The organism is Pseudoalteromonas sp. 2CM32C, assembly GCF_023161925.1.
GTDB lineage: Bacteria > Pseudomonadota > Gammaproteobacteria > Enterobacterales > Alteromonadaceae > Pseudoalteromonas > Pseudoalteromonas marina.
The window spans coordinates 172,507-192,043 of sequence record NZ_JALNTI010000005.1; the positions used below are offsets into that span (position 1 = coordinate 172,507).

16 protein-coding genes are annotated in these 19,537 nt (G+C 41.2%); 6 read left to right on the forward strand and 10 right to left on the reverse strand.

Translation table 11 applies throughout. The features are described from left to right. Positions 1 to 99: 99 nt before the first annotated feature. From MTF67_RS11550 to MTF67_RS11560, 3 genes are read right to left on the reverse strand one after another with little or no spacing between them, the layout of a single operon-like run. A complete protein-coding gene (locus MTF67_RS11550; RefSeq protein ID WP_248519593.1) occupies positions 100 to 1,299 on the reverse strand; it encodes an AGE family epimerase/isomerase in 1,200 nt (399 codons plus the stop codon). Further along, a complete protein-coding gene (locus tag MTF67_RS11555; protein ID WP_248519594.1) occupies positions 1,296 to 2,273 on the reverse strand; it encodes a carbohydrate kinase in 978 nt (325 codons plus the stop codon). The genes MTF67_RS11550 and MTF67_RS11555 overlap by 4 nt, the downstream gene beginning before the upstream one ends. A 16-nt stretch (positions 2,274 to 2,289) precedes the next feature. Beyond that, positions 2,290 to 3,591, reverse strand: coding sequence for a trehalase family glycosidase (locus tag MTF67_RS11560; RefSeq protein WP_248519595.1), 1,302 nt, complete (start codon positions 3,589 to 3,591; stop codon positions 2,290 to 2,292). 197 nt (positions 3,592 to 3,788) lie between these two features. Here MTF67_RS11560 and MTF67_RS18535 point away from each other — a divergent pair, with 197 nt between their 5' ends. From MTF67_RS18535 to MTF67_RS11580, 4 genes are all read left to right on the forward strand, one after another. Continuing rightward, positions 3,789 to 6,230, forward strand: coding sequence for a TonB-dependent receptor (locus MTF67_RS18535; RefSeq protein ID WP_248519596.1), 2,442 nt, complete (start codon positions 3,789 to 3,791; stop codon positions 6,228 to 6,230). A gap of 185 nt (positions 6,231 to 6,415) precedes the next feature. After that, complete coding sequence (locus MTF67_RS11570; protein ID WP_248519597.1) at positions 6,416 to 7,996, forward strand: sodium:solute symporter; 1,581 nt, start codon at positions 6,416 to 6,418, stop codon at positions 7,994 to 7,996. Between the two features lie 10 nt (positions 7,997 to 8,006). Continuing rightward, positions 8,007 to 9,248: a DUF4147 domain-containing protein gene (locus tag MTF67_RS11575; protein ID WP_248519598.1), complete on the forward strand. Its 1,242-nt coding sequence runs from the start codon at positions 8,007 to 8,009 to the stop codon at positions 9,246 to 9,248. A 73-nt stretch (positions 9,249 to 9,321) separates the two neighbouring features. After that, positions 9,322 to 10,479: an ROK family transcriptional regulator gene (locus tag MTF67_RS11580; protein WP_248519599.1), complete on the forward strand. Its 1,158-nt coding sequence runs from the start codon at positions 9,322 to 9,324 to the stop codon at positions 10,477 to 10,479. A gap of 123 nt (positions 10,480 to 10,602) precedes the next feature. Here MTF67_RS11580 and MTF67_RS11585 read toward each other — a convergent pair whose 3' ends face one another. After that, the gene (locus tag MTF67_RS11585; RefSeq protein ID WP_058429685.1) at positions 10,603 to 11,529 is read right to left on the reverse strand and encodes a manganese-dependent inorganic pyrophosphatase; all 927 of its coding nucleotides are present in this window, start codon (positions 11,527 to 11,529) and stop codon (positions 10,603 to 10,605) included. Between the two features lie 118 nt (positions 11,530 to 11,647). Between MTF67_RS11585 and MTF67_RS11590 the strand changes: the two genes are divergently transcribed. Continuing rightward, entirely contained in the window at positions 11,648 to 12,163 is a 516-nt protein-coding gene (locus tag MTF67_RS11590) for a hypothetical protein (RefSeq protein WP_033019392.1), read from the forward strand. Continuing rightward, a complete protein-coding gene (mutM, locus tag MTF67_RS11595; RefSeq protein WP_006793230.1) occupies positions 12,163 to 12,972 on the forward strand; it encodes a bifunctional DNA-formamidopyrimidine glycosylase/DNA-(apurinic or apyrimidinic site) lyase in 810 nt (269 codons plus the stop codon). Before MTF67_RS11590 ends, mutM begins: the two co-directional genes overlap by 1 nt. Positions 12,973 to 13,052: 80 nt before the next feature. On the opposite strand, the gene MTF67_RS11600 is transcribed toward mutM, so the two are convergent. From MTF67_RS11600 to surA, 6 genes are all read right to left on the reverse strand, one after another. After that, positions 13,053 to 15,068, reverse strand: coding sequence for a methyl-accepting chemotaxis protein (locus tag MTF67_RS11600; RefSeq protein WP_248519600.1), 2,016 nt, complete (start codon positions 15,066 to 15,068; stop codon positions 13,053 to 13,055). Positions 15,069 to 15,223: 155 nt separating this feature from the next. Next, the gene (locus MTF67_RS11605) at positions 15,224 to 16,024 is read right to left on the reverse strand and encodes a symmetrical bis(5'-nucleosyl)-tetraphosphatase (RefSeq protein ID WP_248519601.1); all 801 of its coding nucleotides are present in this window, start codon (positions 16,022 to 16,024) and stop codon (positions 15,224 to 15,226) included. A gap of 12 nt (positions 16,025 to 16,036) precedes the next feature. Further along, complete coding sequence (gene apaG / locus MTF67_RS11610) at positions 16,037 to 16,426, reverse strand: Co2+/Mg2+ efflux protein ApaG (RefSeq protein WP_006793227.1); 390 nt, start codon at positions 16,424 to 16,426, stop codon at positions 16,037 to 16,039. Next, complete coding sequence (gene rsmA / locus MTF67_RS11615) at positions 16,410 to 17,216, reverse strand: 16S rRNA (adenine(1518)-N(6)/adenine(1519)-N(6))-dimethyltransferase RsmA (protein WP_006793226.1); 807 nt, start codon at positions 17,214 to 17,216, stop codon at positions 16,410 to 16,412. The genes apaG and rsmA overlap by 17 nt, the downstream gene beginning before the upstream one ends. Next, a complete protein-coding gene (gene pdxA, locus MTF67_RS11620; protein ID WP_008131824.1) occupies positions 17,213 to 18,205 on the reverse strand; it encodes a 4-hydroxythreonine-4-phosphate dehydrogenase PdxA in 993 nt (330 codons plus the stop codon). The genes rsmA and pdxA overlap by 4 nt, the downstream gene beginning before the upstream one ends. A 2-nt stretch (positions 18,206 to 18,207) precedes the next feature. Continuing rightward, complete coding sequence (gene surA / locus MTF67_RS11625) at positions 18,208 to 19,503, reverse strand: peptidylprolyl isomerase SurA (protein ID WP_248519602.1); 1,296 nt, start codon at positions 19,501 to 19,503, stop codon at positions 18,208 to 18,210. Positions 19,504 to 19,537 lie beyond the last annotated feature (34 nt).

Consider the following 19,537-nt stretch of genomic DNA (forward strand, 5'->3'; position numbering starts at 1 on the left):
TTTTAGGGTGTTAAAGGCGTAACTATTTAGGCAAAAAAAACCGCCAAAAAGGCGGTTTAAAGGTCTACACAACACAATTAAATGTTTTACCTTATTGGGTTATTTTAATAACGCCAACACATCAAAGCAGGCACCCATAGTATGGTAGTCCGTTTTACCAATTGGGCTTTTCATGGTATCTATTTTTTTGTTATCTACGGTTAAAATTCTAAACCACGCACCGTATTGATGATCAACTAAGTGCTGCCACGAGTACTGCCAAATTTTGTCATACCACTGCTGGTATTTTTCATCCCCTGTGGTTTCATAAAGGTAGGCTGCACAACACAGTGTTTCGGCTTGCACCCAAAAGTACTTGTCGTCATCGCATATGCTTTTATCTGGCGCAAATCCGTAACAAATACCGCCGTGTTGTTTATCCCACGCAACGTCTATTGAATTATCAAATAACGCTTGAGCGCGCTCTACAAGCCAAGTTTGTGGCTTATGCTTATTTAAAAACATTAGTAGTTTTGACCACTCAGTTTGGTGACCTGGCTGAAAACCCCACGGACGAAACAAATTTTTAGGGTCGTTTTTGTTGTACTCTAAATCAACCTGCCAATTTATATCATAGTGCTCCCAAATAAGCCCACCCATTAAATTAGCTTGGCGATTCACCATGTTATCGGCCAGTGTGAGCGCGCGATTTAAAAATAGCTCATCTTGAGTTGCTTCATAAGCGGCAATAAGTGCTTCGCACGTATGCATATTGGCGTTTTGCCCGCGATACGGATCGCACTTAGTAAAGTCACTGTTGTGCTGATCTTTATATAAACCCGCTTTTGCATCCCAAAAATGGTTTTCCATTGTTTGAAATGTATCGTTTAGGTATTCGCGCGCCTCTGTAACACCTACGCGGTATGCCCAGCTGTAGGCTAAAATCACAAACGCAAAGCCATAGCAGTGGTTGGTATCATCAAGTACAGTGGCGTTACTTTGCTCAACACTCAATAACCAATTGTAACCGCCTGTTTGCTCAACAAAATGGTGCTTACGAATAAAATCAATACCCGATTTAACACGGTTTAGGTACTTTTCGTCATTAAAGGTTTGGTACGCGCGTGCATAATTAAATACAAAGCGAGTGGAGCTTACTAAATGGCGAGTTTGCTTATCAAATACCTCACCATTATCCGAAAAGTTTTGGTAAAAACCGCCGTGTTCGTCGTCTATGTTTGGCTCATAAAACGCCAGAGTATCGGCAATATGTTGTGCTAAAAATTCGCGGCTTTTAAAGTTATCAGGTGTGTGGCTCATAGTGCGCTCCTAAAATCGTTAAGCGATTTTTCGTTAGGAAGAGACGTAAATGCCCCTTTGTAAGATGCTGCATGAGCACCACATAACGAAGCAAATTCAAAAATAGTTGTTAGTGTTTCGGGGTTATTGCAAAGCTCGCTAAAAGAGCTAGGTGTCAGGTTTTGTAAGCCTAGTTGATACAACAGTCCACCTACAAACGCATCTCCTGCGGCAGTAGCATCAACCATAGTAACCTTTTTAGGGTGAAGCGTTTGCTTGGCATTTTTGGTATACCAATGCATCGGGTTGCCTGCATCGGTAACCACAAACAACTCACAGCCATTATTGAGAGTGTCGGCTATAAATTCTTCACCCGTTTGCTCACCCGCTAAGTACTCAAGCTCTTCTTTAGAGGCTTTAATAATAGAGCAGTGTTTTAGCAGAGGTAAAATGTGTTCACGCGGGTTAGCATTACTAGGCCATAAGTTGAGGCGTAAGTTAATATCAAAACTGACAATTGAGTTATTTTGCTTGGCAAATTCAACCCCATACGCGGTGGTTTTGCGTATGCGCTCGTCGGTTAAGGTGTTTGAGCAAATATGAAAAATATCGCATTGCTCAAACCATTCACTGCTAAAGTCACTATTAGTAAAGTGCAGATCGGCCGTGTTATCACGGTAAAACTCAAACGTACGGTCGCCGTCCTTATCAAGTGATACAAACGCAAGGGCGGTTTTTGCTTGGTCGGTAAAGCGCATAAAGTCGGTTTTTACGCCTTGCTCTTTTAAGGCGTTATGTAAAAAATCACCAAAGCTGTCGGTGCTTAGCATGCCAGCAAAGTAGGCGTTACCACCTAGCTTTGCAATGGCTACGCTTACGTTTGCAGGCGCACCGCCTGCAAATTTAGTAAACGCTTCGTGCTCGCTGTTGTTTTGGCTTAATTTATCAGAGAGTAAATCAACCAATACTTCACCAAAACATATTGTGTGTTTCATAATGCTGCCTTAGTTATTAATCAAGTAGCCAATGCAGCGCAATAGCGGCTGTCCATGAGAAGTCTTTACCACCACAGCCTGCGCCAGTTTCTGGGTTAAAGTATTCGTAGTAACCCGATTTAAGCACTAAGTCGCGGGTGTCATCCTGAATTTTTTCAGCGGTTGTCACAAAACCTGCTTCTTTAAGGCCTGTGGCTATCATCCAGTTAATGTGTAACCAAATAGGGCCGCGCCAGTAACGCTGTGGTTCGTACTTTTCTTCTTTAGGGTGAGTAGAAGCCACACTAAATTGGCTCGACTCAATAAAGTCTTCAGTTGCGGTATTAATAATCTGAGTTTGCTCGTCAGTTGTTAAACCAGCATAAACAGTTAATAGTGCTGCTGAGGTTTTAACTTTAGCTAGGCTATTAGTTAGAATGTCTTTACAGTAAAAATACTGGCTTTGCTCACACCACAGGGTGTTAATAGATTGTGTTGTAAGCTCAGCACGTTGGGCTAAATAATCAGTGCGTGCATCGCTTAAATCTAGTTTTTCACCCATTTCGAGTAAATCTTTTGTGGCGCGATGTAAAATAGCAATAATACCTAGGTCGTTCATTTTGTAAGGGCTGGTCTCGTAAATCACTTTGCTGTCAAAGTTGTTACGTTTAAAAAAGTCTACTAGGTATAAAAAGCGGTCGTACTCACTTTTATGAGGGCGCTGCGACGAATCTACATGGCTTGTATCACGACGAGTGTACTCCCAATCAACACATGGCACGGCTTGGAGTGCGTCATCCCATGATGGGCTGTTATCCATGCCCGACTCCCACGGATGGTAAGTCACTACTAAACCTGTTTTTTCAGGGTCTCGGTCGTTGTACCACCATAAATGGTAATCAACAACTTTTGAGAATAATGCCTTAACTTTTTGCTCTGCAAGGGTTTTATCTTGTGCGCTTGCAAGCATTTCCTTCATTACTGTGGCCACAACGGGTGGCTGTGAAATAGACGTACTTTTAATTTTTTTGTCTGAGCCCCAAACATCAGGACCTGGGAAATACGTGTCGGCATCTTTATGAAATAAGATATGTGGCACCATACCGTTATCCCACTGACCTGAAAATAACACATCAATTTCTTGCCACGCACGCCCCTCATCAGACTTCATCCAACCTAGCGCAGTTATTGCCGAATCCCAGTTCCATTGAAACGGGTAAAGGCCATGTGTTGGTACTGTGTAGCCACCTAAATCGTTTGCTATAAGTGTTTTAGTAGCAAGGTCTGCAAGTGATGAAGCTGTGACTGCATCAATTTTACTGCTGTTTATAGTAGTCATATTGGGTGCTCTTTGTGTGTTATTTTCGATTTAGACAATATTAGAGCACTCATTATGGGTTGTAAATGTTTTTTTTCTGTGCTTAAATCCTGTTCGAAGTAACAAAAAACTAACATGTATATCTTGATTATTTTTATTTTACTTAGCCACACTCTAAGTAAATACACACTGACAACTAGCACAATTGGAGAATACCCGTGAATAAAACAACGATCGCCTCTATTGTATCTTTATGCCTCGCACAGGGCGCGTTTGCCGCAGAAGAGTCTGCGCCAGATACAGCAAAAAAAGCTAATAACGTTGAGCGTATTATCGTCTCTGGTACCAGTAAAGGGCGTGTAATTTCAGATACTCCACAATCTGTAACCTCAATTAGCGAAGACGAATTAGTAAAGCTTTCATCAAGCAGCCAAGCAGATGTACTTCGTTACATCCCAGGTATTAAAGTAGAAGGGGGCGGTGGTGAGGTTGCAACAAACCTACAAGTAAGGGGCTTACCTTCGTCGGGTCAGTTTCAGTTTACGCCACTGTCGTACGACGGTTCACCTAGTTTGAGTGTTTTTGGCTTAAACTCGTCGGCATTTGATGTCTACTACCGTAATGACTTAGGTATTGAGCGTGTAGAGTTTGTACGTGGTGGTGTATCTAACTTATTTGGCCAAGGTTCTGTAGCGGGTATTATTAACTACATTTCTAAAACAGGCAGTGATGATCCGCAAAGTACCGTGCAAATGGAGCTATCTGATCAGGGTCGTACTCGTGTAGATTTTGCTACAAGCGGGCCGCTTAACGAAGATGGCCTTTACTATGCGCTATCGGGGTTTTACCGTTACGACGAGGGCCCGTTAGATACAGGACTTGAGACTAAAGGTACTCAGCTTCGCGGTAATATTCGTAAAGAATTTGATGACGGCTCAGGCTCATTTACAGTTTATGGCCAATACATTGACGATCAAGCGCAGTTTTACCTTCCTATTCCGCTTGATGGCGACAGCCGCGAGCGTTTAATTGGTAACGATGGCAGCGAAGTGGAGTCATTACAAACTGCTAATGTATCTAACCTTACCTATGACACTGCAAATGGTCGTTATGAATCGCCAATTAGCGATGGTGTGGTTACTAAAGGTGGTTCTATTTCAGTTGTATTTGAAAAAGAGCTAGCCAACGACTTTGCTATTAACATGCGCAGCAAATACGCAAAGTACCAGCACGAATTTAACCTATTTTTAGATGGCGACGGTATTATTAACGTCCCTGAGAGCCAAGAAGACTTTTTAGCTAACCGTGGTTTAGGTGATGCAAGTGGTGCAGCGTTTACTTACACCGCATCGGGTCAGGCACTTGCAAGCGATGACTTACTATTTGCTAACCGCATTTTAGACCGCGACCGCCCAGCAGAAGATTTTTCTGCCGAATTTAATATTATTAAAAGTATTTTTGTTGGCGATTTTAGCCACGATATCACGGTAGGTACGTTTTTCTCACACAGTGAAGCCGATGACGATAACGTTATTACGACCTACTTAGGTGAGTTTAACAATAACCCAGAGCTGGTGGATTTAACGTACACCAATGCCGATGGCGATGTTGTTCAGTACACACAAAATGGCATTAGTGGGCCTGGTATTTCATACACTAACCAAACTATTAGCGCTACGCGCCGTGCACTTTACGTAGCGGATCAAATGGAAAGCGATGATTGGGTTATCGACTTTGGTGTACGCTATGAAGAAATAGACGGCAAAATTAGCCGTGAAGGTAGACAAGTACTTCAGATTTCTGATGACCCAATGCTTGCCCCTAACTTACAAGTTAACACTACGGGCAGTGGTGTAATGACCTACGGCGAAGTAGACACCTCTGAATTTGCGGTATCGGGTGCGGCGTTATATCGCTTAACTGATAATTTAAATGTATATGCCAATGCGTCTCGCGGGTTTTTCTTCCCAGAAATTAGAGGTATTCAGTTTAACGATTTAGGCGAGCCTGCCAGCTACGAAGCCGAAATTGTTGAGCAAGGCGAGCTAGGTGTTAAGTTTTTTGATAACGACTTTAGCGGTAGCGTTGCTTTATTTAGAACCGACTTAAAAGACAGGCGCAGCGTAGACTTTGTAAACGATGGTAACGGGGGCGTATTAGAGCTGCCAGTTATGCAATCGACCAAAGCAACGGGTGTGGAGCTTACTGGTCGTTACGATATTACCGACGAGTGGGCTGTTGATGCCAACATGACCTACACCGACCACGAATTTACTGAGTTTGATTCAGACTCTTCTATTATTGGCAACGAGTTACGCCGTAAACCGAAAATATTATTTAACTCATCTATCAGTTATACCGCAGATAACTGGGATGCATCGATTTACCATAACTTTACCGGTAAAAACTATGCTAACGACTCGAACTCGGTAGAGCTTGATTCATTTCACTTATTTAGGTTTGATGCAGGTTATAACTGGCAAATTGCACCAGAGCAAACAGTACGCTTAAGCGTAGGGGTATTTAACTTGTTTGACTCTGATGGTGTAACCGAAGGCTCGCCGCGTTTAGGTAATAGCCAAACGTCAGACAACCCATATTTTGTAGGTCGCCCAATTCTCCCACGACGCGTTACTTTAAGAGTTAAATACGACTTTTAAATAAATGCTTTATGCCTATTAACCTACTTTGGGGTTAATAGGCTTTTTGCATTGTGATGCAATTTTCAGCTAAGTTAGTGATAGGCTTGTTTTTAGGTACTTTTTAGAAGTAAGCAAATAGCAAATTTGGTTTTTTATTTTTGAGAAGGCGCTGTGTTTTCTTAATGTGAATACGCGAAATAATTATGAATATATTAGATTTTTCAATAGTTGCTCTCTACCTTGGTGCCTTATTGGTAATGGGGTTTATGCTACGCGAACAAACCAATAAAAGTGATTACTTTTTAGGAGGCAAAAGCTTAGGATGGAAACCGCTGGCTTTGTCGGTAATGGCCACTCAGCTTTCGGCTATTAGCTTTATTTCGGCTCCTGCATTTGTTGGTTTGCGTGAAGGCGGTGGTATGCAATGGCTCTCGTATGAGTTAGGTGTACCGCTGGCGATGATTTTAATTTTAGCGACTATTTTACCTAAGCTTTATAAAAGCGGTATTGTCAGTATTTACGATTACTTAGAAATGCGTTTTGGCCGCTCAACCCGTGTGCTTATTAGTGTGGTGTTTCAGTTTAGCCGCGCATTTGCCACCGGTATTATGATTTATGCCGTATCGCTTATTTTACAAGGCACCATGGGCATAGAAGCGTGGCAAGCTATTGCATTAACTGGTGTGATCACGGTGTTATATTCACTACAAGGCGGTATGAAAGCGGTTGTGTATGGTGATGCCATTCAAATGATCATCATTGTACTGGGCACCATTGCCTGTATTGGTTTTGGGCTTTATCACTTAGGTGGCGTTGATACCTTTATTGCTAATGTTGATTCGAGCCGATTAGAAGCTATAAAGCTTGATTCGTTTGGCTTTAGTGGTGACGGCTTTGGCTTTTTACCTATGATTTTTGGTGGTGTAGTACTTTACGCTTCTTACTACGGGTGTGACCAAACGCAAGCACAGCGTGCCCTTAGTGCAAAAGATCCTAAAAACTTGCGCTACATGATTTTAGCCAACGGGGTAGTGCGTTTTCCTATTACTATTTTATATTGTGTGTCGGGTTTAATTGTAGGCACACTGGCTATGACTAATCCTGACTTTTTAGCAAAAATTCCAGCCGATAACCCAGATTGGATGATGCCAATATTTATTTTAGATTACTTGCCGCATGGCCTAATTGGTTTATTAGTTGTAGCTATTTTATCGGCGGCTATGTCGTCACTCAGCTCAGCTATTAACTCGCTTTCGGCGGTCAGTATTGAAGATTACAGCCGTATTTCTAATAAAGAGCTAGACCAACCAACGTATTTAAAACTGGCTAAGTACTTAGGCTTAGCATGGGGCGCAATTACGCTTGTTTTATCACTTTTTGCAGGTGACATAGCGCCCACTATTATTGAAGCAATTAACAAAGTGGGCTCACTATTTTATGGCCCAATACTCGCAGTATTTTTAATAGCAGTGCTAAGTAAGCGAAGTGCTGCCCTGCATGCAAATATAGGCTTAATTAGTGGTGTACTAATTAACTTGTTGGTGTCGATATTTGCGCCTGATGTATTTTGGTTTTGGTGGAACTTCATTGGCTTTGTAAGCACTGCAATTATTATTTATGTAACCAGTCGCGTTATTCCTCGTGAAGTAAACGAAGTCGCTAAAGCGCAAAACGCTGCGACAATCTCAAACTCTATTTTAACCGGTAAAGATATCGTTATGCTGCTGAGCATGTTTGTAGTGATGATATTAATTTGCTTTGCTATTCCTTCAATTTTTTCGTGAGCTTTGACTAATGGATGCTAACAAGTCGTTTTTAATCGATTTATTTACCACTGCGGTAAATGCCTGTAAACCAAGTGATTGCATGAGCAAGTACTTAAAAAATATAGATGCCAGCAATGGCTTATGTGTAGTAGGTGCAGGTAAAGCGGCCGCAGAAATGGCCGCTGAGGTTAATCGCTTTTATGGTGATAAATGCTTTGGCGCTGTAGTGACGCGTTATGGCTATGAAAGTTATAGCGATACTGGGCGCATAAAAGTACTTAGCGCTAACCACCCAACACCTGACGATAACAGTTTAGCAGCAGGTAAAGCGCTGTTAGAGCTGGTAAAAAATAACCCTGCCGATATTCCTATTTTGTTTATTATTTCGGGTGGCGGTTCGTCATTGATGTGTCTGCCTGTTGATGATGTACCGTTTGCGAAAAAGCAGGCGCTTAATCAGTTTTTACTTAAAAGTGGTGCAAGTGTTGATGAAATTAATGTTGTGCGTAAACAACTCTCGCTTGTTAAAGGCGGTAAGTTAGCGCAAGCGGCTAAATCGGATTATGTAACGCTGATTATTTCTGATGTAGTAGGCGATAAGCCAAGCGATATTGCCTCAGGCCCTACTGTTAGCGATGGCAGCACTAAAGCTGATGCACTGGCTATTTTACAAAAGTACAATTGGCCAGTCATAAGTGAGATTGAAGCCCATTTACTAAAACCTGAGCAAGCGGGTGCAGCCGATACAGTTGGGGAGCACTTTATTGTAGCTAATGCGCAGCACGCCATAGATAGCGCAATAAATGTAGCAGAGCATCAAGGTTGGGATACGCAAGTACTTGGATACGATATTCAAGGAGAGGCGAAAGACGTTGCCCTTGCCCACGCTAAAATTGCCCTTGAGCAAAAAGAACAAGGCAAGCGGGTTATGTTGTTCTCAGGTGGCGAGCTTACAGTAACTGTTGCCGATGTATATGGCGATGGCGGCCCCAATCAAGAGTATTTAATGGCACTGGCTGATGCGCTAAACGGCGAAGCCGGTATTTATGCAATAGCGTGCGATACCGACGGCGTTGACGGTAGTAAAGACGTTGCTGGTGCGTACATAGATTGCAGTACGATTGCTCGCGCACAAGCCGCCGGGGAGAACTTACAAGCGCAGTTACAAGGTCACAACAGCTATCAATTTTTTAAAGCTATTGATGATTTAATTATTACTGGGCCAACAAACACTAACGTTAACGATTTTAGAGTGATTGTGATTGAGTAGGCGCTGCGCCATACTTGTTCTTTATAGTGGTTTAACGTAATCTTGAGCTCCAATTTTATTAGGGTTAATAGCTATGTTTTCGCTAAATAACAGTAAGTTATTACGCTCAGGTTTTGAGCTTGGAAAAGGCGATAAGCTTTTTCAAGACATTGAGCGTGATATTATTAAAGTGGTGTTTTGGGAGCAATGCGTAACACAAAGCCATATTGTGAGCGCAACCCGAATTCCGCAGCAAACTGTCTCGCGTTTACTTAAGTCGTTAACTCAGCACGGCGTAATAGTGCAAACCGATACGCTTATTCCTAATAAAAAAGGCAAACCTGGGTTTGGCATTGCGCTAAACCCTGATTACGGGTTTACCTTTGGTTTAGCTATTTTGCTTGATGCCATTTCACTTGCGGTTATGGATTTTACGGGAAAGGTTGTGTACACCCACATGCAGCTAATGTCGGATATGAGCATCAATAACGTGCTTAAATGCGCGAAAAAGCTGGTGGATGACATAAGCGCAGAACGCGATATTCCAAGCGATAAAATACTGGGTATGGGCGTGGGTATTTCAGGTTTTTTTAGTTCTATGGATGGCAAAATGAATACCCACCATATGCTAGAAGAGTGGTCGCAAGTTGATATTATCGATATTGTATCGCAGTGTTTTCAGCTACCTACTTGGGTGGTTAACGACGCCACAGGCGCAGCCGCAGGCGAGGGCGTTGCAGGTATTGGCCGTGAATATAAAAACTTTGTATATATGTTTGTATCGGCGGCATTTGGTGGCGGTATAGTTAATAACGGCGACGTACTGCGTGGTACATACGGTAACGCTGGCGAGCTTGGCGATATGCTACCGCCTAAACTATATGCTCATCCAAATTTAGAGTTACTGAAACGTATTTTGAAAAAAAATGGCGTAGCGGTTGATTCAATTTATGACCTGCACGATAACTTTGACCCAGAATGGCCAGGCGTAGAAGAGTGGCTATTTAAAGTTCAAGATTCATTTGATCTAGTAGCAACCTGTTGCTCGGCTTTATTAGATGCAGAAGCGATTATTATTGGCGGCCATATACCTAAAGAGCTGGCTGAAAAAGTGATAGCACGTACTGAGGTTTACGCGCAATTTAGACGAGGTGCTAAACGCCCAATGCCTAAGCTGGTGGTGTCTAATATTGATAATTTCCCGGTGTCGATAGGCGCAGCAACATTGCCATTTAGAGAGCTGTGTTTGTAGCGTTTTTTTATCTTAAAATAAATCGCGTAATTTAGCGATTTGGTACTGTAACCGTAAATTTAAAACAAAAAAGCCGATAATGCATATGCAATATCGGCTTTTTAGTGTTATTTATTAAAGCTATTAGGCTTTAGCAAAGGCATCTTGTAGTGGAGGTACTACTTGCTTTTTACGGCTTAATACACCATCTAACCATACTTTATCATTTTCTGGTTTTACGCCGTAAGCCTGCTCAACTAAGTTTGCATCGTCAGATACAATTAGCATTTGTGAGCCTTCTTTCATAATATCGGTAAGCAGCAAAAATACTGAGTGACGATTACCTTCGGCTTTAAGCTTTGCAATATCAGCTTCAAGGTCAGCTTTAATATCGTCAAACACTGCAAGGTCGATTACTTCTAGTTGGCCAATACCTACTAGGTGACCGTTCATGTTGAAATCTTTAAAGTCACGCATAACTAAGTCACGTGCAGGTGTATCTTCTACTGCAGACTTAACGCGGAACATATCCATGCCTAGTTCTTTAAAGTCTTCAACACCCGCAATTTCAGCAAGTGCTTCAACACATTTAATATCGGCAGTGGTACATGTAGGTGATTTAAATATTACGGTGTCGCTTAAAATTGCACACATCATAATACCTGCGATGTCTTTAGGGATTTCTACGCTGTAAAAATCGTACATCATTTTAATAATGGTATTTGAGCAGCCAACAGGACGGATCCAACATTCAAGCGGAGTAGATGATGTTAAGTCACCTAATTTATGGTGATCTACCACGCCAACAACGCGGGCTTGGTCGATATCATCAGGTGCTTGTGTTTTTTCTGTGTGATCGACAATATACACATCTTCACCCGCGTAGCTTAGTTTAAGCTCAGGTGCTTCGAAGCCAAATTTATCAAGGATAAATTGAGTTTCTGGTGAAACTTCACCAAGACGAGTTGGTATTGCAGGCTCATCGATTTGGTTTTTTAAATAAGCCAGTGCAATTGCACCACAAATAGAATCTGAATCTGGGATTTTATGGCCCACTACATACATAGACATTGACGGAACTCCTTTAAATTTGCCGATATTCTAACAAAGTCTGCGCCCTTTAACATATAGACAGTGCAATTAAGTTTTAGTTACACTTTAAAATATTGAATTTACTAGGTGTATAAATATGCGACTGGGCCGTAAGGGGTGGAATAACGTTATAATCTTCTCGATGCTGATTATGATTTTCTTTTTAAATGGTTGGCATAAGCAGTTTTTAAGTGGTGAACAAGAGCCCACATTGCAAGCGGTGTTACCTACACAAAGCTTTGTTTTAACCCTTAGTTTTGTTGATCAAAAAATTGAGCGTATTGGTACTAGTTGGCGTACAACTGCAATAAAGAAAGATGTGCCTGTTTTTTGGCAACCATCAGAGCAACAACTACAAGAACTTGTTAATATTTGGCAAGGAATACAGTTGCCTGTAGTTAATGAGTCTGTGGTTTTTAACCCAAATGCGCCTTTGTTTGTTGCCACATTTGAATTAGCTGGAGAAAGTTTGCCTTGGGTATATTTACTTTACAAAGGAAATAATCAGTATTATTTACTCGAAAAAAGTACTCAGCGCGTATTTGCACTTGATCTAACTATAGCTACACAGTTGTTTCCTAGTTTTGATTTTTCACAAAGTGGGTCTAATTAATGCCTGAATTACCAGAGGTAGAAGTGAGCCGAATGGGCATTACTCCTCATATAAAAAACCAAGTTGTAACCAAGGTTAATATTTATAATGCGAGTATGCGCTGGCCAGTACCTGACGATGTTTACCAGCTAGAGGGGTTAACTGTTACCAATATTGAGCGCCGTGCAAAATATTTATTGCTGCATTGTGAGCTTGGTAGCACTATTTTACATTTAGGTATGTCAGGTAACCTAAGGGTTGTAGATAAGAGTGAGCCTTTAAAAAAGCACGACCATGTTGAATTTGTATTTGCTAATGATAAAGCGCTGCGCTTAAACGATCCTCGCCGCTTTGGGTGTTGCTTATGGCAAGAGCCAGGTGAGGTGCATAAGTTACTCTCAAAGCTTGGCCCAGAGCCCTTAACGGATAACTTTTTCGCAAAGCGCGTATACGAGCAGTCACGCAATAAAAAAGTACCTGTAAAACAGTTTATTATGGATAACGCTGTGGTAGTAGGGGTTGGGAATATTTACGCTAACGAGTCACTGTTTAAAGCTGGGATTCATCCAAAGCGCGAAGCGGGGAAGGTGTCACTTAAGCGCTATCAAGCACTTATCCCTATAATAAAAGACACGCTTGCTGCCGCTATCACTCAAGGTGGTACCACGCTTAAAGACTTTGCACAAAGTGATGGTAAGCCGGGTTATTTTGCTCAAGAGCTATTGGTATATGGGCGAAAAGGAAAGCCCTGTTTAACGTGTGATAATGAGCTGGAAGAAATAAGGCTGGGGCAGCGTAGTACCGTTTTTTGTTCACATTGCCAAAAGTAACTACCTTTACTTTCTAATGCTATAAAGAAAACCCCGTTAACACATGGTGCTAACGGGGTTTTTAGTATATACAAAGCGTTTTAAACTTTAAACTCGTCTACCGATAAACGCAGCTCTTCGGCTAGTTTTGCTACTTCTGAGCTTGAGATATTAGTTTGGCTTGCGCCTTCAGCTGTTTGTTCTGCAATAGCAACAATTGACTCCAAACGTTCACTAATTTCTTCAGCCACTTGTTGTTGCTCAAGTGCTGCTGTAGATATTTCTTCACTCACGTCATGGGCTTGCGATACCGCAAAGGTGATTGAGTCAAGCGCTGTACTTGCTAAGTCAGTTTGCTCTACACACGATACCGCACGTTGCTTACCTTTGGTCATTGCTGTTACAGCCGCTTCTGCGCCCGTTTGTAGCGATTCAATCATTGATTGGATCTCTTGTGTCGACTCTTGAGTTTTACTTGCCAGTGAGCGTACTTCGTCTGCTACAACGGCAAAGCCACGGCCGTATTCACCTGCACGGGCGGCTTCGATTGCGGCGTTAAGCGCGAGTAAGTTAGTTTGATCTGCAATGCCACGAATAACATCAAGTATGCTGCCAATCGATGCGCTATCTTGGTGAAGCTTATTAATAACTTGAGAGGCATCATCAACCTCGCGAGCTAATTGCTCAATAGTTGATTTGTTATTGTTGGAAATACCTTTAACACGTTCAGCTTCTTTATCTGCGTTTTTAATTTCGCTTAATGCTTGCTGTGCACTATTGCTTACTGTTTGCGATGTGCTGCTCATTTCAGTCGTTGCTGTTGCTGCCTGCTGCACTTGTGCTTGCTGGTTACTAATAGCTTGGCTTGATTCTGCAGTAATTGCCGAAGTTTCTTCTGATGCAGCCGCTAGTTGGGTCGAGCGAGAAATAATCCCTTTAATTAAGCTGCGTAAGCTGTCTATTAGAGTATTACAGCTTTTTGATAGCTCGCCAAATTCGTCTTTAGCGCTGTCATCTAAGCGTTGAGTCATATCGCCACTGGCTACAATGTCTAAAATTCGGTTTACTTCGGCAAGTGGTTTTGTAATACGGCTTACGGTTATATATGCAATGGCGATGGCAAGTAAAGTTGCGATAACCATACCAACCCATGTCCATAAATTTGCTGAGTCTACGTCATTACGAACGCCTTTTTGAAGCTCAAAGGCAACATTACTTGCTTGCGAAACTAACTCGTCAATTTGATTAAGTGCTATTTTTGTTGCGGCTTCTGAGTCGGCTAGCTCTTTTTCAGTGAGCGCAATTGAATCAATTAAACGTTTTTTATTCGCGGCTAAACTGTTGTTACCTTTTACGTTACTCTCAAGTGCTTCAACATGCTCTTTGAGGTCATTAAACAAGTCGCTATGGCTTTGCTCAATAGCCGGTTTAATTAGAGCAACAGTGCGTGTTACTTCTTCAAGATAGTAGCTTTGCTCGCTTTTAACGATATCTAATGTGGTTAACGTTTTTACTGTTAACATGTCGGTACTGTTGGTAACCACCGACATAAAGTTATTTTCCAAGTTATTCGCAGCTTGGAAAGCACGAGGGTGGTCTTGTTCAAAACCATCTATATCAATTATGTCTAAAACTACTGAGTTAGCATCTTCTGCGCTAAGCTCAATGGCTTCAATTTGTGCAGTGAGTGTTTTATTTAATGCCAGTTGTTTATTTTTATCTTCGAGTAAGTTTTCAACAATACTTAAAAAGTTTTCATAGGTTTGCTCAACACTTTGACTACTTTTGCTTAGTTCAGGGTCGTTTTTAACAACGCTCTGAAGCTGTGCATGGAGTTCGTTGAATGATTTTTTTTGTTCGAATACTCTTTTTTTAATGGGTTCAAGCTCACTTGCAGATGAAGTATAAAAACTTGCTTGTGCTGCCTTACTCATTAATATGAATTCAGCTTGTAGCTCTGAACTTTTGTTTAATGCCGGTAATGATAGCTGGTTCACCTGTTGAGTAGAACGGTCTATATTCGCTATTTTAATTAACGAATTGCCGCCAATAATTAAAAGTAATAGCGTGATAAATATAAAACCACCCCAAATACGTTGGCTCACTGTTAGATTCATATGGATTTCCACTCAAAGATACTTTAATTAAAACTTATCGGCTTTTATTCGGATAAGTTAAGTAATTAAAATCAATTACTTTAATTAATTTTAACTATTAGTTTATAAATCTAACAGATGTATTGGAATTTTTCAGGTTATTTAGGTAAAAAGAGTCATTTTTCTATAAATAGATTTTTTGTTTTAAGTTCCATTAACGTCATCCCGTTACCCCATACACAGCCTGTGTCTAAAGCATGAACATGGTTAACCCCTGTTTTACCCTCAAGTGATGCCCAGTGACCAAAAACAATCTCATTCTTAAGTATGGCAATGTTAGGGTGCATAAACCAAGGTGTTAACGAATTACTATCTGCTATTGCGCCTTTTGCATTAAGGTCAAGCATATTATTGCGGGTTAAAAAACGCATGCGGGTAAAGTAATTGACTATGTATCTAAATTTTTCATAGTCATTAAGTGTTGTTGACCACGTTTTAGGATGAGGAGAGTACATATGCTCAAAAAAGTTTTTTGCATTCTTTGATTGATAGCAATCTTGAGCAAATTGTGCGTGTTGCAATGCCTCTTCAATTGACCAATCAGGGTTTAAGCCTGCATGGGAGATAAAGCAATTATGTGTTTTTAAATATAAAGAGAGTGGTTGGGTTTGTAAAAAAGAGATATAACGCTTAAGTAAGCTGCTTTTAAAAATAGGGGCTAATTTATCTTTTGGGTTAGTCGTCTTATTTAAAAAGTAGCAAGCAATCATGTGTAAGTCATGATTACCCAGTGTGATGGTCATGCTATCTTGATGTTGATAGATGAAATCAAGACAAGCAAGTGAATCTGGACCACGGGCAACAATGTCACCCACTAAATATAGGTGATCTTTACTTGGATTAAAATCAACCCGTTGTAACAAGGTGCTGAATTCTTTGAAGCACCCTTGTAAATCACCTATTGCATAATCGGCCATGTAGCGTTTTTACTAATGCAAAATATTAGGGCAAGCTAAACGAAACACATTGATAGGCGCTTCAAACTCTGCACCAAACTCGTTGCGTAGCGTGTAGTGGCCTTGCATTGTACCAACAGGTGTATCTAGGATAGCACCACTGGTGTATTTGTAACTCTCACCTGGGCCAATTGTTGGGGTTTCGCCAACAACGCCTTCGCCTTCAACTTCAACTTCTTTGCCGTTTGCGTCTGTAATTAACCAATAACGATGCAATAACTTAGCACTACATAAACTATGATTTTTTATTGTTACAGAGTAGGCAAATACGTATTTTTCTATTTCCGGCTGTGATTGACCTTCAACATAAAATGTCTCTACAGACACCTTTACAGGTGATCCAATATTACTGCTCTTTGTCATAAATCCAGTTAGCTATATCAATAAATTGTTGTAAAGATAAACTTTCAGCACGTAATGTAGCGTCAACACCTATGCTTGCCATTTCTTCGGCTGTAAGTAAGTTGCCAAGGCTGTTTCGTAATGTTTTACGGCGTTGATTAAACGCTTCTAAACATACCGTGTTAAGTATTTTTACGCTTTTAGCTGTTCGTTGTTCAGGCTTTTTAGGAATTAAGCGAATAACTGCAGAGTCAACTTTAGGAGCGGGCTTAAAACATTCTGGCGGCACTTCAATTACAGGCATTGCATTACAGTAGTACTGCGTCATCACGCTTAAACGACCAAATGTTTTACTGCCAGGACCTGCAACCATGCGCTTTACAACTTCTTTTTGAAGCATAAAGTGCATGTGCTCAATGTTATCGGCAAACTCAAAAAGATGAAATAACAATGGCGTGGAGATGTTGTAAGGTAAATTACCAAACACTTTTAACTTTTTGTCGTCTTTAACTAAGCTTGCAAAGTCGTATTTCATTGCATCGCCTTGGTTTACCGTTAATTTTGGCCCTAAAAATGGGTGTTCAATTAAGCGTTTTGCAAGGTCTTTATCTAGCTCTACAACTGTTAGGTGTCCGCTAAGTTCAGCCACAGGTTCGGTGATTGCACCTAGGCCTGGGCCTATTTCTACTAAATTATCTTCTGGTTTAGGATCGATTGCTGAAACTATTTTATCGATGATCATTTCATCAAATAAAAAGTTTTGTCCAAAACGTTTTCGGGCGCGGTGTCCTAAGTGTACTTTATCGGTCATTGATTCTGTGCTTTTTCATGGGCGAGCTTGATTGCTTCGCGGATCGCTAATTCAAAACTTCCAACATCAGCGGTGCCTGTACCAGCTAAATCTAGCGCTGTACCGTGGTCAACTGAAGTGCGAATAAAAGGTAAACCCAGCGTGATATTTACCGATTTACCAAATCCTTTGTATTTTAGCACAGGTAAACCCTGATCGTGATACATAGCAAGTACGGCATCGGCTTCTGAAAGGTATTTATCTTGAAATAATGTATCGGCAGGTAGTGGGCCAATTAAATTCATACCCTGGCTTCTTAAAATATCAAGGGTAGGGGTAATTGTGTCTATTTCTTCACGGCCTAAGTGACCATCTTCACCAGCGTGCGGATTTAACCCACAGACTAATATACGCGGCTTTTCAATACCAAACTTAGTCCGTAAGTCGTGATCTAAAATAGTGGCAACCTTGGTAAGGCGGTCTTCGGTGATTGCACGCGATACATAAGCCAGCGGGATATGTGTTGTCACAAGTGCAACACGAAGTCCTTCAGTGGCTAATAACATGACAACATCTGCGGTGTTTGATTGTTGTGCAAAATACTCTGTGTGGCCACTGAACGAAATACCGGCTTTATTAATAATGCCTTTGTGAACAGGACCTGTAACTACAGCGTCAAACGTGCCATCCATGTTTTTTTCGCTTGCGATACGCAAGGTGTCTAACACATATTGGCCATTAGCATCGTTAAGTACACCTAGCTCTACATCATCACCTAAATTGACTTGATAAATATACACGCTGCCTGCGGGTGTTGCTTTAGCGGGGGCGCTTTCATCAAACTCAATGAGGTTTATAGGTAAACCTAAAAGTTTTGCTCGTTCTTTTAATAGTTTGGCATCAGCAAGCACAACAAGTTGTGCGTCCCACGCTTGCTGAGCAAGCGTAATAAGCAAATCTGGACCAATACCGGCAGGTTCACCTGGTGTAATTGCTATTCTTAAGGTCATATTTATTCGTCTGTAGGGAAAATTTCAACATGGGCTTGTTCGCGCATTTCTTGCTGCCAGTTGAAGCTTTCTTCTTTAAATTTACGGTTAAATAGCATGCCATGTGCGCGGTTACGTTTTGCTAACTCAGTTTTATCAGCAACACGTTTGTCGAGTAGCTGTACTATATGCCAACCAAACTGGGTTCTAAAAGGCTCGCTAATCTCGTTTTGTTTGAGCGAAAGTAATGTATCTCTAAACGCAGGAACATAGGTAGTTGGATCAGTCCAATCGTATTCACCGCCTTTGAGTGCAGAGCCTGGATCTTCAGAGTGTTCTTTGGCGAGCTCGCCAAAATCAGCGTTGCCAGCACGTAGGTCTTTAGCAAAACCAGCAAGCATATTACGTGCTTTTTCTTCGCTTAAAATAATTGAAGGTTCAATAAGTATGTGGCGTGAGCGCACTTCTGTTGTTTCAACTACTTGTAGGCCACGCACATCTTGAACTTTAATAATATGAAAGCCAGCACCTGAGCGAAGTGGCCCTACGATAGCATCTTTCTTCTTACTCTTTACAGCTTCAGCGAAAAGAGAAGGCATCTCATTTATACCCATCCAACCTAATTGACCGCCTTCAAGTGCTTTTGAGCCGCTTGATGATGAAATTGCAATGCGTTTAAATTCTTGGCCGTCGTTAAGTAATTCAATAACTTTATCAGCACGTGTTTTAGCCGCTGATATTTCATCTGCTGTTGCTTCGTTAGGAATATCGATCAGGATGTGGCCAATATCATACTCTTCCGCACTTTGACCTTGGCTAGCCATTATTTTTAATAAATTATCGACTTCTTGCTCACTAATATAAATGCGGCGGTCAACGTTTGCGCGGGTAACTTGTTGTGTTGTGATCTCTTTACGTATTTCTTCACGGTATGCTTGAAAGCTATCGCCAGATGCTTCAACCGTACGTCGTAAATCGCTAATTGTACCGCCTTGCTCTTTTGCAATGTTAGCAAGCGTTTGATCTAACTGGCTGTCAGAAATTTGTAAACCCATGCGCTCAGCCATTTGCATCATCAGTGCTTGGCTAACTAAACGTTCCATGGCTTGCACACGTAAAGTTTCGTCTTTAGGTAATTGTTGACCTTGTTCTTGGGCTTGCTTTTTTACGCGATCAACAATGGAGTTTACTTCGCTTTGTAAAATAACACCTTGGTTTACAATGCCAACAACTTTGTCAATTTCTACTGGTTCAGCAAATGCATTTTGGCACAGGCTGATACTTAAAACGGTTGATACTAATAATTTTTTTAAAGTCATGTTCTATTTACTACTCTTGCTAATAGTACGTTTG

Excerpts from the sequence above, each read along its gene's own strand:
- MTF67_RS11605 (WP_248519601.1), bottom strand. The coding sequence starts at position 16,024 with ATGGCCGATTATGCAATAGGTGATTTACAAGGGTGCTTCAAAGAATTC.
- MTF67_RS11600 (WP_248519600.1), bottom strand. The coding sequence starts at position 15,068 with ATGAATCTAACAGTGAGCCAACGTATTTGGGGTGGTTTTATATTTATC.
- MTF67_RS11550 (WP_248519593.1), bottom strand. The coding sequence starts at position 1,299 with ATGAGCCACACACCTGATAACTTTAAAAGCCGCGAATTTTTAGCACAA.
- apaG (WP_006793227.1), bottom strand. The coding sequence starts at position 16,426 with ATGACAAAGAGCAGTAATATTGGATCACCTGTAAAGGTGTCTGTAGAG.
- mutM (WP_006793230.1), top strand. The coding sequence starts at position 12,163 with ATGCCTGAATTACCAGAGGTAGAAGTGAGCCGAATGGGCATTACTCCT.
- MTF67_RS11580 (WP_248519599.1), top strand. The coding sequence starts at position 9,322 with ATGTTTTCGCTAAATAACAGTAAGTTATTACGCTCAGGTTTTGAGCTT.
- MTF67_RS11570 (WP_248519597.1), top strand. The coding sequence starts at position 6,416 with ATGAATATATTAGATTTTTCAATAGTTGCTCTCTACCTTGGTGCCTTA.
- MTF67_RS11555 (WP_248519594.1), bottom strand. The coding sequence starts at position 2,273 with ATGAAACACACAATATGTTTTGGTGAAGTATTGGTTGATTTACTCTCT.
- MTF67_RS11585 (WP_058429685.1), bottom strand. The coding sequence starts at position 11,529 with ATGTCTATGTATGTAGTGGGCCATAAAATCCCAGATTCAGATTCTATT.
- MTF67_RS11575 (WP_248519598.1), top strand. The coding sequence starts at position 8,007 with ATGGATGCTAACAAGTCGTTTTTAATCGATTTATTTACCACTGCGGTA.
- MTF67_RS11590 (WP_033019392.1), top strand. The coding sequence starts at position 11,648 with ATGCGACTGGGCCGTAAGGGGTGGAATAACGTTATAATCTTCTCGATG.
- surA (WP_248519602.1), bottom strand. The coding sequence starts at position 19,503 with ATGACTTTAAAAAAATTATTAGTATCAACCGTTTTAAGTATCAGCCTG.
- MTF67_RS11560 (WP_248519595.1), bottom strand. The coding sequence starts at position 3,591 with ATGACTACTATAAACAGCAGTAAAATTGATGCAGTCACAGCTTCATCA.
- pdxA (WP_008131824.1), bottom strand. The coding sequence starts at position 18,205 with ATGACCTTAAGAATAGCAATTACACCAGGTGAACCTGCCGGTATTGGT.
- rsmA (WP_006793226.1), bottom strand. The coding sequence starts at position 17,216 with ATGACCGATAAAGTACACTTAGGACACCGCGCCCGAAAACGTTTTGGA.